This window comes from Proteus mirabilis HI4320, from assembly GCF_000069965.1.
GTDB lineage: Bacteria > Pseudomonadota > Gammaproteobacteria > Enterobacterales > Enterobacteriaceae > Proteus > Proteus mirabilis.
The window spans coordinates 3,461,645-3,473,092 of record NC_010554.1 but is presented as its reverse complement, the minus strand read 5'-3'; the positions used below and the strand labels follow the sequence as shown (position 1 = coordinate 3,473,092).

Annotated in this window: 14 protein-coding genes and 1 pseudogene; 6 read left to right on the top strand and 9 right to left on the bottom strand. The window is 40.4% G+C overall.

What is annotated here, in order from left to right; all coding sequences use genetic code 11:
* Positions 1-2 precede the first annotated feature (2 nt).
* The 5 genes from PMI_RS15625 to radC all read right to left on the bottom strand — a co-directional run bounded on the left by PMI_RS15625 (position 3) and on the right by radC (position 3,754).
* On the bottom strand, positions 3-1,004 hold the full coding sequence (locus PMI_RS15625; protein ID WP_012368652.1) for a glycosyltransferase family 9 protein: 1,002 nt from the start codon (positions 1,002-1,004) through the stop codon (positions 3-5).
* 138 nt (positions 1,005-1,142) lie between these two features.
* Positions 1,143-2,270, bottom strand: coding sequence for a glycosyltransferase family 4 protein (locus PMI_RS15620; RefSeq protein ID WP_012368651.1), 1,128 nt, complete (start codon positions 2,268-2,270; stop codon positions 1,143-1,145).
* 149 nt (positions 2,271-2,419) lie between these two features.
* The gene (gene rpmG, locus PMI_RS15615; RefSeq protein ID WP_004246483.1) at positions 2,420-2,587 is read right to left on the bottom strand and encodes a 50S ribosomal protein L33; all 168 of its coding nucleotides are present in this window, start codon (positions 2,585-2,587) and stop codon (positions 2,420-2,422) included.
* Positions 2,588-2,598: 11 nt separating this feature from the next.
* Positions 2,599-2,835 (bottom strand): 50S ribosomal protein L28, encoded by a 237-nt coding sequence (rpmB, locus tag PMI_RS15610; RefSeq protein ID WP_004246485.1) that lies wholly within the window; start codon positions 2,833-2,835, stop codon positions 2,599-2,601.
* Positions 2,836-3,082: 247 nt separating this feature from the next.
* Positions 3,083-3,754, bottom strand: a complete 672-nt coding sequence (radC, locus tag PMI_RS15605) for a RadC family protein (protein ID WP_004249942.1) — start codon at positions 3,752-3,754, stop codon at positions 3,083-3,085.
* Between the two features lie 307 nt (positions 3,755-4,061).
* Between radC and coaBC the strand changes: the two genes are divergently transcribed.
* The 3 genes from coaBC to slmA all read left to right on the top strand — a co-directional run bounded on the left by coaBC (position 4,062) and on the right by slmA (position 6,437).
* A complete protein-coding gene (gene coaBC, locus PMI_RS15600; protein ID WP_012368650.1) occupies positions 4,062-5,270 on the top strand; it encodes a bifunctional phosphopantothenoylcysteine decarboxylase/phosphopantothenate--cysteine ligase CoaBC in 1,209 nt (402 codons plus the stop codon).
* A complete protein-coding gene (gene dut, locus PMI_RS15595) occupies positions 5,254-5,712 on the top strand; it encodes a dUTP diphosphatase (RefSeq protein WP_004246490.1) in 459 nt (152 codons plus the stop codon). Before coaBC ends, dut begins: the two co-directional genes overlap by 17 nt.
* A 119-nt stretch (positions 5,713-5,831) precedes the next feature.
* The gene (gene slmA / locus PMI_RS15590; RefSeq protein WP_004246491.1) at positions 5,832-6,437 is read left to right on the top strand and encodes a nucleoid occlusion factor SlmA; all 606 of its coding nucleotides are present in this window, start codon (positions 5,832-5,834) and stop codon (positions 6,435-6,437) included.
* A 318-nt stretch (positions 6,438-6,755) separates the two neighbouring features.
* Here the strand turns inward: slmA and pyrE are convergent, their stop codons facing one another.
* A complete protein-coding gene (gene pyrE / locus PMI_RS15585; RefSeq protein WP_004246493.1) occupies positions 6,756-7,400 on the bottom strand; it encodes an orotate phosphoribosyltransferase in 645 nt (214 codons plus the stop codon).
* Between the two features lie 81 nt (positions 7,401-7,481).
* Complete coding sequence (gene rph, locus PMI_RS15580) at positions 7,482-8,198, bottom strand: ribonuclease PH (RefSeq protein ID WP_004249760.1); 717 nt, start codon at positions 8,196-8,198, stop codon at positions 7,482-7,484.
* A gap of 126 nt (positions 8,199-8,324) precedes the next feature.
* On the opposite strand from rph, the gene PMI_RS15575 reads away from it, so the two are divergent.
* Positions 8,325-9,188 carry a YicC/YloC family endoribonuclease gene (locus tag PMI_RS15575; RefSeq protein WP_004249947.1) on the top strand — a complete coding sequence of 288 codons (864 nt, stop codon included), beginning with the start codon at positions 8,325-8,327 and terminating at the stop codon, positions 9,186-9,188.
* A 293-nt stretch (positions 9,189-9,481) separates the two neighbouring features.
* A complete protein-coding gene (locus PMI_RS19505) occupies positions 9,482-9,703 on the top strand; it encodes a hypothetical protein (RefSeq protein WP_192833048.1) in 222 nt (73 codons plus the stop codon).
* A gap of 2 nt (positions 9,704-9,705) precedes the next feature.
* Here PMI_RS19505 and PMI_RS19120 read toward each other — a convergent pair.
* Positions 9,706-9,870, bottom strand: a pseudogene (locus PMI_RS19120) (ATP-binding protein); the annotation flags it as partial.
* Between the two features lie 45 nt (positions 9,871-9,915).
* Positions 9,916-10,920 carry an IS481 family transposase gene (locus tag PMI_RS15560; protein ID WP_012368648.1) on the bottom strand — a complete coding sequence of 335 codons (1,005 nt, stop codon included), beginning with the start codon at positions 10,918-10,920 and terminating at the stop codon, positions 9,916-9,918.
* Between the two features lie 342 nt (positions 10,921-11,262).
* Here PMI_RS15560 and mads1 point away from each other — a divergent pair, with 342 nt between their 5' ends.
* Positions 11,263-11,445 (top strand): methylation-associated defense system helix-turn-helix domain-containing protein MAD1, encoded by a 183-nt coding sequence (gene mads1 / locus PMI_RS15555; RefSeq protein WP_012368646.1) that lies wholly within the window; start codon positions 11,263-11,265, stop codon positions 11,443-11,445.
* Positions 11,446-11,448 lie beyond the last annotated feature (3 nt).

Genomic DNA, 11,448 nt, shown 5'->3' with positions numbered 1-11,448 from the left:
AGTTACTGTTTCACCTTTATTCCATTTAAAATATCGCTAACGGCATGCCAAACATTGGCGACAGAAATATCAGACATACTATCTTCACGACTTGCATCGGCTAACGCAATAGGATGTTGGATAATATGACAACATGAATGTTGTAATGGCGCTAAATAACATCCGGGATGATAACTGTGATACATAGCTACCATCGGAATACCTAACGCGCCAGCTAAATGCGTCGGCCCTGTATCAACCCCGATATAGAGCGACAAATGCGCCATAATGGCAGCATTTTCGCGCATAGAGACTTGCCCTGCTAATGCCAAACAATGCTCAGTACCTATTTTTTTCGCCAGCTCAATGGCGACTTGTTGGCTCTCTTTCCCACCTAATAACAGAAAATAGGCCTGCTCGTCATGAGTCATTATCTGTTTGGCTAACTGCAAAAAGTGTTCTATAGGCCAATCTCGGTAAGCTTTGGCAGGAAAACTTTGTAATTGTAAGCCAATAATGTGCTTATTAATTAATGCATTACTCTCTATAAACTGTTGGGCAAATTGCTTTTCTTCTGAACTAATAGAGTAGCGTAATTGCCAATTGGTTGGGTAAATTCCTAACGCATTAATTAATAAAGCACGCTCTTTTTGTGCCACCATTAACTCTTTAGGGTAAGCCACCCATGTTATGTCTGATTGCTTTTGGTTATTTTCAGCAAAAGCCACTACATGTTGTGATTGACGGCGGGCATACTGCACTAATGAATGATCATTTCCATATACCAAAGCTAAATCATAAGGTTTATGGGGTAACCATCCTCGCCAACGGGCGCGCTTTTTCGAGAAAGGCTTAACACTAAAAATATCAGGATTGTGCTGCAAGATGCAGGCACTGCGTTTATGCGCCAATACATGAATACGGGCATTCGGCCAACGCTCTTTTAGTGCGTGGATCACCGGCGTGATCAGTAACGTATCACCAAAACGCGCAATTGCGATAACCAATATGTTTTTTGGATCCATACACTTTTTATTTAGTTTAAATGATACATTTACTTTCCAGACTATACACTAAAAAGCATTACAAATATTCATAAACAGAATGAAAATATAACATCAGATACAGGATAATTAGCCCTTAGCGACTTTATAGGATATCAATTATCGTGATTTATCTTTAAGGCTAATGGCGTTAATAAATATTTTTTCCATTTTATCTAGCATGTTATCTAAACCAAACTGAGCTTTGGCATGGGCTAATGACGCTTGCCCCATTTGTTGACGTAACTCATCAGAGGCCATTAATTTAGCAAGGTAATTGATTAGGGTTTCTTGTACTTGAGGTGCCAATGTAAAACCAGTTTTACCATCAATCACCGCTTCACTAATTGCACCTACTGTGGTTGATACCACCGGTAATCCGCAAGCCATCGCTTGCATAATACCTTGTGGCACCCCTTCGTTACCAAAAGAGGGTAAGGCAAATAAATCCATTGCATTTAAGCAATCCGGTACATCATTGCGGTTGCCTAAGAAAAAGACGCTCTCTTCTAACCCTGCAAGTTTAACCATTGGTTGTAAATTTTTACGTTGTGGGCCATCTCCGACGAGAAGTAGTTGCCAGTCAGGAAATTGCAGATGCAATGTTTTCCATGCTTCTATTAGGTATTTATGTCCTTTCCATACCCGCATTGTTGCCACAATCCCTAATGTAGGTTTATTAGGCACACCTATTTTTTCTCGTGCTTGCTGTTTATTTTGTGGCGAGAATTTTTCTAAATCGATCCCCGTAGGAACTGAGGTCATTTGACTAAGCGGAAAACGATTATATTGATGTAAGGTTTGGCGTAATTTTTCACCAGTAGTGACAATATGGGCACTTGAAGACAGATAGAGCCAACGCGTGGGCAGTGAACGTGATACATCGGTAGATACATGGCGAGTACGTACTATGGCGGGAGAGTGGCGTAATGAAGCACAAGATAGCGCAACTAACCAAGCATCTGTCGAGCTATGGGTATTAATCACATCAAATTGCTGACGATGGACTTTTAACCAATTACGCAATGCCATCAGTGCAGATCCGCGTTTTTTTTCAATCGGTAATGTGACAACCTCAATACCATAGTCAGGGGCTGCTTTGGCAATTTTTGAGTTTGGACAGCAAACCAGTGTCACATGGTGCCCTCTTTGCACCATGCCTTGAGATTCTGTCAAAATGCGGATTTCTTGACCACCCCAACCACAAGACGACTCTGTATGTAAGATAGATAACACCGATTTACTCATCTGCAACTATTCACTCGATAGATAAAAAGGGCACTAGTATAACGAAAGAGTCAATAAAGATCATAATAGCTTTACTTTGTTATACTTAGCGCAAGCCAGATAACAAAAAACCCGACGCTAAGGTCGGGTTTTTTTTCAGAGAACTAAAATTATTTAATTTTAGCTTCTTTATAAGTCACATGCTGACGAACAACTGGATCGAATTTTTTCATTTCCAGTTTTTCTGGCATAGTGCGTTTGTTCTTCGTAGTGGTATAGAAGTGACCTGTACCAGCAGAAGAAACGAGTTTAATTTTCTCGCGAATACCTTTAGCCATTTTTCAGCTCCTTAGTACTTCTCACCACGGGCACGTAAATCTGCTAATACAGATTCGATGCCTTTCTTATCGATCACACGCATACCTTTAGCAGATACACGCAGAGTTACGAAACGTTTCTCAGACTCAACCCAGAAACGGTGAGAGTGCAGGTTTGGCAGAAAACGGCGTTTAGTCGCGTTTAATGCGTGAGAGCGGTTGTTTCCACTCACAGGACGCTTGCCGGTAACTTGGCAGACTCGGGACATGTCTATTCTCCAAAAATCTAATCAGCTCGAGCTTTAGTATCAGGTTTGACCGCCTCGTCAGGCTTTGGAGCCCATCTCAGCAACTTTTAACGATTGAAAAACTGTGTAAACACCTCAGAAAAAACTTGCTGAGATAGGCTCTTCTCGCCAAACCCAAGATCCTCAAAGGTGGCGTAGTATACGCCCAATGGCCTCAACGCTCAAGACCCGTACAATAAAGATTGTCAATAATTTTAAAAAATATTGGCTATAACCAACCCCGTTCAGCAAAAGAAACACAGTTATCATGCCCTACCACAAGGTGATCAAGCACTTTTATACCGACTAATTGACAGGCTGTAAAAATTTTTTCTGTTATCTGCTTATCGGCAAGACTTGGCTCAGACAGACCTGAAGGATGGTTATGGGCTAAAATAATCGATGCTGCGTTCTTTTTAATCGACTGGCGAATAATTTCTCTGGGGTGAACTTCAACACGATCCACCGTTCCTTTAAACATTTCCTCACAATCGATCATTTGGTTTTGGTTATCTAAAAATAGCACGACAAATACTTCTCTATCACGCCAATTAAGTCGTTTTTGCAAATAACTTTTGGTTTCTGCGGATGAGGAGAGGATATTTTTATGCATAAACTTTGTTTTAATAAAGCGTTGAGCCATCTCATTAATGGCTTGTAATTGGGTAAATTTACCCACGCCTATCCCCTTAAAACAGCCTAATGTTTCATAATCCGCATTGATCACATGATAGAGAGAACCACACTTTCTAAGTAAAAAGTCGGCTAATTCTAATACCGATTTTTCATAGGTGCCTGTACGTAAAAAAATGGCCAATAACTCTGCATCCGTTAACGATTCTACACCATGCAACAGCAGTTTTTCTCTCGGTAAGAGTGTCTCTATGGTTGCGTTTTCCATTCTTTGTGCTCTCCCTTTTCGCCAAGCATTTAAACATCAATACGTTATAATTGGCCTATGTTGTTATTTTATCTTTCAATTATTTAATTTTATCTTTCATGCAATATTTATCACAAAACAACTGTTTTTATATACAGTTAACTTACTATAAACTGTACAAGTTGAATGAAAAAGCCACAGATAAAATTTGTGCGAGGTAATACACAATAATTTATTTTATAAAACATCGTATTACATAGAATGCCTAACTCTGGCTTAGCTTGTGGTAAAATTATGGACATTTATTTATGCAATTAGGCATTTCATCATGACTACACTTCACGACAAAAAGATTATTCTGGGTATCAGTGGTGGTATTGCGGCCTATAAAGCGCCTGAGCTAGTCCGTCGTTTACGTGATAAAGGCGCTATTGTGCGCGTCGTTATGACGCCTGCAGCACATGCCTTTGTCACCCCGTTATCGCTACAAGCGGTATCAGGCTTCCCTGTTGCGGATGATTTGCTTGATCCTGCCGCAGAAGCCGCAATGGGACATATCGAACTAGGGAAATGGGCTGATCTGATTTTATTAGCCCCTGCTACCGCAGATTTAATTGCTCGTTTACGCATGGGGATGGCAAACGATCTGTTAACCACACTCTGTTTAGCCAGTGCAGCACCTATTGCGATTGCCCCAGCGATGAATCAACAAATGTATCGTGCGACGATTACACAAGAAAATTTAACGGCTTTGGCACAACGAGGTTGTCTTATCTGGGGGCCTGACTCTGGTAGCCAAGCCTGTGGTGATGTTGGACCCGGTAGAATGTTAGATCCTCTTGAATTGGTGGCATTAGCAGAGCAACAATTTGCAATTCAACACGATTTTAAAGGTAAAAAAATTACCATTACCGCAGGCCCAACACGTGAAGCCTTAGATCCAGTACGCTTTATCAGCAACCATAGCTCAGGAAAAATGGGCTTTGCTATTGCGCAAGCGGCCGCTCAACGGGGAGCAGAAGTGACACTCATTGCCGGCCCTGTCACATTGCCGACACCTGCTTGTGTTAAACGTATCGACGTCGAAAGTGCCCAAGAGATGTATCAACAAGTGATGAATATTGCGCCATCCCAAGATATTTTTATTGGTTGTGCTGCCGTTGCCGATTATCGAGCCAAACAGGTTGCCCCTGAAAAAATTAAAAAACAAGGTGATGAAGTAACGATAACTATGATAAAAAACCCCGATATTGTTGCCAGTGTCGGAAAAATGGTTGAGCATCGCCCATTTGTTGTCGGATTTGCAGCCGAAACCCAGAATGTGGAAGAATATGCCCGCCGTAAACGAGAACAAAAACAACTCGATTTAATCTGTGCTAATGATGTATCACTAAAAGATGCTGGTTTTAATAGTGATAACAACGCATTACACCTTATCTGGGCAAATGGAGAAACGCGTTTACCACATAGTAGTAAAACGCAACTGAGTCATCGCCTACTTGACGAGATAGCCAAACATTATGATGAAAAAAATTGACGTTAAAATCCTTGATCCACGAATTGGACAAGAGTATCCACTCCCTGCGTATGCAACAACAGGCTCTGCTGGTTTAGATTTACGTGCTTGCCTTGATGCTCCACTGGTATTAGCACCAGGACAAACTGAGCTGTTACCTACAGGTCTTGCTGTACATATTGCTGATGAAGGGTTAGCGGCAATGGTGCTTCCTCGCTCAGGCCTAGGCCATAAACATGGGGTGGTACTCGGTAACTTAGTGGGATTAATTGACTCTGATTATCAAGGTCAACTGATGGTATCGGTATGGAATCGTGGTCAACAAGCGTTCACTATTGAACCCGGCGAACGTATTGCCCAGATGGTTATCGTACCTGTTGTTCAAGCAGAATTTAATATTGTAGAAGATTTTACGGCAACAGAGCGTGGTACAGGCGGTTTTGGACACTCTGGTCGCCAATAAGCACGACGTCTTGCATTTATTTTAATATCAATGACGATATCACTCCCTTTGCACTAACGTTTTTATTTAGTGCAAAGGTTTACTGATTTGTTTTGCTTTTAGCAGGGGCCTTATCAGTCATGGCAGAAGAAAAAGAAACCAAAAAGAAACGCAGAAATAGACGGGATGAAATACTACAATCGCTCGCTCAAATGTTGGAGTCTAGTGATGGTAGTCAACGTATTACTACAGCCAAATTAGCGGCTACCGTTGGGGTATCTGAAGCAGCACTTTATCGACATTTCCCCAGTAAAACAAAGATGTTTGATAGCCTAATTGAGTTTATCGAAGATAGCTTAGTTTCGCGTATCAACCTGATTTTAAAAGATGAGAAAGAAACTATCGCGCGCATTCGCCTTATTCTTATCTTGATCCTTGGCTTTGCAGAGAAAAACCCTGGGCTATCTCGCATTCTTACCGGACACGCATTAATGTTTGAGCAAGATAGATTACAAGGGCGCATTAACCAATTGTATGAGCGAATTGAAGTACAACTTCGCCAAGTGATTAAAGAGCGTAAAATTCGCGAAGGAAGTGCCTTTTTACATGATGAAGCATTACTCGCTTCACAACTGCTTGCGTTTTGTGAAGGTATGCTAGCACGTTTTGTACGTACGGAATTTCGTTATCATCCTACACAGGAATTTGAAGCACGTTGGCCATTAATTCAGGCACAATTACAGTGAGCAAGTAACAATGAAAGAGTGGACTCGTGACTTAACTCAATAATTTGAAAATGACATATATGCCGTTTTTTTCTTATTTGTGTTAACATGCGCTCTATTGATATCAGAGTATCTAAATAGATTTACTGGGAATGGCACTAAGCGATCCCCAATCTGTGACAGTGGCAACGCGCCTTGTCCCTACTGTAAAAGTCCTTTTTATCTTTCAATATCTGTGATAATTATCGCAGAAAATTCATTGTACTACTCACCCCGCCCATTATTGGGCGAGGGCTTTTTTTTACAGCTATTGAGCGATTTTATTGTATTTTTGCTTTTTTAATTAATGCCATAACGTTCACGATAGGCTTTTACTGCTGGCAAATGTGCCGATAATGTCTCACTTTCAGTTAAGTAGCTAATTAAATCATCCAAAGTAATAATTGAATAAACTTGGCATTGATAATCGCGCTCTAATTCTTGTATTGCAGAAAGCGAACCACGCCCTTTTTCTTGTCTATCTAAACTAAGCAATACCCCTGACAGCGTCGCATCATGTTGTTTGATTATTTCCATCGATTCACGAATAGCCGTTCCAGCGGTAATAACATCATCAACAATCACCACATTCCCTGTTAATGGACTGCCGACTAATGTCCCTCCTTCACCATGATCTTTAGCTTCTTTACGATTAAAGCAGTAAGGAACATCCATATCATGATGTTCAACTAAGGCCACTGCGGTCGTTGTCGCGATGGGAATACCTTTATAAGCCGGTCCAAACAGCACATCACAAGGCACATGATTATCTATTAATGTTTGTGCATAAAACTGTCCCAATAAAGCCAAGTCACGCCCAGTATTAAATAAACCTGCATTAAAAAAATAAGGACTAACACGACCTGATTTCAGCGTAAACTCACCAAATTTTAATACATTTTTTGCTAATGCAAGTTCGATAAAGTGGCGCTGGTAGGCTTTCATTTTTTTCTCCTATTAAGATTGCTTAATGACAGATTTTAGACATAAAAAAAGCGACTTTTCAGTCGCCTTAAAAAATAGAATCTATTGCTTTAGCGCCTCTTTTTGCGCTTCAAATATCTTTTCTAATCCCCCTTTCGCAAGGGCGAGTAAAGCAAGTAACTCTTCATGACTAAATGGTGCACCTTCTGCCGTACCCTGTACTTCAATCATACGGCCATCATCGATCATCACCACATTCATATCCGTTTCGGCTGCGGAATCTTCAACATATTCCAAATCGCATAATGGTTGACCATCAACGATACCCACAGAAACAGCGGCTACCATTGATTTAAGAGGGCTCTTTTTCAGCTTACCTTCTGTAACCATTTTATTTAAAGCATCCACTAACGCGACACAAGCACCAGAAATAGAGGCGGTGCGAGTCCCCCCATCGGCTTGAATAACATCACAATCAACCGTGATAGTAAATTCACCCAAGGCCTTTAAATCCACTGCGGCGCGTAGTGAGCGAGCGATTAAACGTTGGATTTCCATTGTGCGGCCAGTTTGTTTACCGCGAGCGGCTTCACGAGCATTACGACTGTTAGTGGCGCGAGGAAGCATACCATATTCTGCAGTCACCCAGCCTTGCCCTTGTCCTTTAAGAAAACGAGGTACACCCTCTTCTACAGTGGCATTACACAAGACTTTGGTATCACCAAATTCAACTAATACAGAACCTTCAGCATGTTTTGTATAGTGGCGAGTAATGGTAATCGGACGTACTTGGTCTGCTTGTCTGTCTGCTGGACGCATGGTGTTATCTCCGCTTTCTCTGACATATTGGGGGCGCATTATACGACCTAAAACGGCTTATGCCTATCCTTGTGTTGATACCTAGGGTTATAATCGTTACATCATTTACAATATTGAGACCCTATTATGATCCGTAGTATGACCGCTTTCGCTCGTCGAGATATCAAAAAAGAGTGGGGTAGCGCCGCATGGGAACTGCGTTCCGTTAATCAACGTTACCTTGAAACATATATCCGTTTACCTGAGCAATTACGTAGTTTAGAGCCTGTTATTCGTGAACGTCTACGTAATCGCTTAACACGCGGTAAAATAGAATGTAACTTGCGTTTTGAACTCAATGCTCACTCACAAGGTGAACTGACTTTGGATGAAAATTTAGCAAGGCAACTGATTGTTTCTGCTAACTGGGTAAAAAGCCAAAGTCATGAAGGTACTATCAGCCCATTTGATATTTTACGTTGGCCTGGGGTTATCTCAGCCCAAGAGCAAGATTTAGATGCCATTGGTAGCGAACTATTAGCAGAGCTTGATGTAGCTATCGATGCCTTTATTGCAAGTCGAGAAGCTGAAGGCCAAGCACTCAAAACGCTGATTGAGCAACGTTTAGATGCCGTAAGTGCTGAGGTCGTAAAAGTAAGAGCACAGATGCCAGAAATTCTCCAATGGCAACGTGAGCGCTTAACCAGCAAATTAGAAGAAGCACAAGTTCAAGTTGATAATAATCGTTTAGAGCAAGAATTAGTGATGTTAGCGCAACGCTTAGATGTCGCTGAAGAGCTTGATAGATTAGATGCCCACGTTAAAGAAACACGCAAAATTCTCAGTAAAAAAGAGGCTGTCGGCCGTCGCCTTGATTTTATGATGCAGGAGTTTAACCGTGAATCCAATACACTAGCATCCAAATCAATTAATACGGATGTCACCAATTCCGCTATTGAATTAAAAGTATTAATTGAACAGATGCGAGAGCAGATCCAGAATATTGAGTAACATTCTACAAGACACTAGAAGAACTCAAAATTACTGCTTATAAAGAGGGTTTATCAGCAATTAAATTGCATAAGATTTCAAGAACGGTGACAAGATATCATCTAAATGGTGGCAGGCGAACAAAGTAATGATACGTTACTTCTTATCTGTCACCATTTTTACGCTTATGAATGATGCACAATTAAAAGACAAGTTGAGAGAAGGAAAGGTTGGAAAGTATAAAGTAGATACTGGTCTTTACTTTCGAATAACCAAGAAAGGTAGCGCTTTCCGGGTTCTTCGCTATACCATTAATGGAAAGAGAAGAGCTAACACTTGGCAGATATGGAAGAGTGCCTGAAGGGCGGCCCCTTAGCGATGCAAAACTACAAACCTTACAACTAAGAGCTGGTATTAGAAAAGGTATTGACCCTATTGCTGAAAAAAAGCGAAATCAATTACCTCAATTTCGTACTGTTGATGATGTATCTGTCAATGATCTTCAAAAAATCCACCGCCTAATATCTAAAAAATAATCTTAATCTCGGTATTTAAAACGATAAGATTCGTTACTCGTTTCAAGGATGTGGCAGTGATGGACTAATCGATCTAATAAGGCGTTTGTCATCTTTATATACGTAAATAATTTTACCCATTCTGAGAATTCTAGCTTCTTTGTAATGATTAAACTCATTTGTTCATGTGGTTAGCTGATTGTGTCACTCAGAACCTCGGCTGACGTTTAGTCTTAAAGACCAAGCTTATTTTTTAACACTTCATATGGTGTTTTACCAGCATGCGCTGAGTGAGGGCGATGACAATTATAAAAAGCCTCCCATTCAGCTAATTTTTCATGTAAATCGACATCATCCTTATAATCGATTAATTGATAAAACTCTTGTTTATCTGTTAAATGAGAACGCTCTACCTTTCCATTCAATCTGGGGGTTGCAGGCTTGATATAAACATGCTCCATCCCGAGATCATGAATATGCCAATTAAATTTTGATTGGAATTCGTGACCATTATCCGTTCTAATCATTTTGATTCTAAAGGGAAATTTATTTACAACATAATTAATAAAATCAATGGCATTAGCCTGATTGTGCTTTTCATAAATTTTAAGTGCTCTGATCCGTGTCGCATCATCAATCGCCGTATATTGAAAACGTTTAATTCGTTGACCATCTGGCGTATTAAAAAATAGGAACTTCACATCAACTTGAACATGGTGCCCGGGCACTTGTTTCTGATAACGTTTAAATAGTGGTTTAGAGCGACTTCGCTGATTTTGGGGAAGTTGGTTTAATTTGTTTCTTAGTAATACATAGTAGCAGCCAGAGCGTGATATTTTGATGTTATGAAACCGCAGAAGATACCAAGCGATGCGCTGGGGGCCAAAATGGTAAGTCGTACGCAGATTACGCAGATTACGCAGATTACGCAGATTACGCAGATTACGCAGATTACGCAGATTACGCAGATTACGCAGATTACGCAGATTACGCAGATTACGCAGATAAATAACCAGCTCTTCGATATGTTTTGCAACTCTTCTGGTTGGATTTTCAGGACAGGGTTTATTGTTGATTAATCCTTTTTCGCCATCTCGTTCATAAGCTCTTTTCCAAGTATAAAAAGTTTCTCTACTGATCCCAAAATGACGACAAGTTTTAGCAATATTTTTGCTCTCGCGGGCATGATTTAAGATTTTTGTTTTATGTGCAATATCTCGTTTAGCTTTAATATTCATCATATCTGACCTCCGGCTACAACTAGAAAAAACTAATTGTCAGCCGAAGTCCAGACTTTCATAGACTTTGGTGATGGTTGGTTTCCATACGAAGCATTCCAAATTATCCCTTGCAAAAACAAGAAATGTAGCAGAGCTATCAGGTGGATCATTTTTACACGATCTTTCCTTCCTAATTTGGTGGAGTTTTGCATGATCATTAACAACGTGATTTAAAAGCATCTCAATAGCCAGTGCTTTCTACACCATACCGGTTATTCAGTTTCAACTAATATGAACTATTTTCTTGTTAACTCCTCAATTTTCTCATATTCTCGCTTCCTAGAAAATTGAGGGGTTACTATGTCTGATGAAATACTCACACTTAAAGAGCTGGCTGATTATCTCAAGCTAGCTGAAAAGACTACATACAGGTTGACAGCAGAGGGTAAATTACCAGGATTTAAAGTCGGAGGTAGTTGGCGCTTTAGAAAAAGTGACATTGATAGCTGGATAACCAAACAAAAAAATAGTGGGTATCGATAGATT

Coding starts and splice junctions, on each gene's coding strand:
- rpmB (WP_004246485.1), bottom strand. CDS start 2,835: ATGTCCCGAGTCTGCCAAGTTACCGGCAAGCGTCCTGTGAGTGGAAAC.
- PMI_RS15625 (WP_012368652.1), bottom strand. CDS start 1,004: ATGGATCCAAAAAACATATTGGTTATCGCAATTGCGCGTTTTGGTGAT.
- coaBC (WP_012368650.1), top strand. CDS start 4,062: ATGACTACACTTCACGACAAAAAGATTATTCTGGGTATCAGTGGTGGT.
- dut (WP_004246490.1), top strand. CDS start 5,254: ATGATGAAAAAAATTGACGTTAAAATCCTTGATCCACGAATTGGACAA.
- rpmG (WP_004246483.1), bottom strand. CDS start 2,587: ATGGCTAAAGGTATTCGCGAGAAAATTAAACTCGTTTCTTCTGCTGGT.
- PMI_RS19505 (WP_192833048.1), top strand. CDS start 9,482: ATGGAAAGAGAAGAGCTAACACTTGGCAGATATGGAAGAGTGCCTGAA.
- PMI_RS15620 (WP_012368651.1), bottom strand. CDS start 2,270: ATGAGTAAATCGGTGTTATCTATCTTACATACAGAGTCGTCTTGTGGT.
- pyrE (WP_004246493.1), bottom strand. CDS start 7,400: ATGAAAGCCTACCAGCGCCACTTTATCGAACTTGCATTAGCAAAAAAT.
- PMI_RS15560 (WP_012368648.1), bottom strand. CDS start 10,920: ATGAATATTAAAGCTAAACGAGATATTGCACATAAAACAAAAATCTTA.
- rph (WP_004249760.1), bottom strand. CDS start 8,198: ATGCGTCCAGCAGACAGACAAGCAGACCAAGTACGTCCGATTACCATT.
- mads1 (WP_012368646.1), top strand. CDS start 11,263: ATGTCTGATGAAATACTCACACTTAAAGAGCTGGCTGATTATCTCAAG.
- slmA (WP_004246491.1), top strand. CDS start 5,832: ATGGCAGAAGAAAAAGAAACCAAAAAGAAACGCAGAAATAGACGGGAT.
- radC (WP_004249942.1), bottom strand. CDS start 3,754: ATGGAAAACGCAACCATAGAGACACTCTTACCGAGAGAAAAACTGCTG.
- PMI_RS15575 (WP_004249947.1), top strand. CDS start 8,325: ATGATCCGTAGTATGACCGCTTTCGCTCGTCGAGATATCAAAAAAGAG.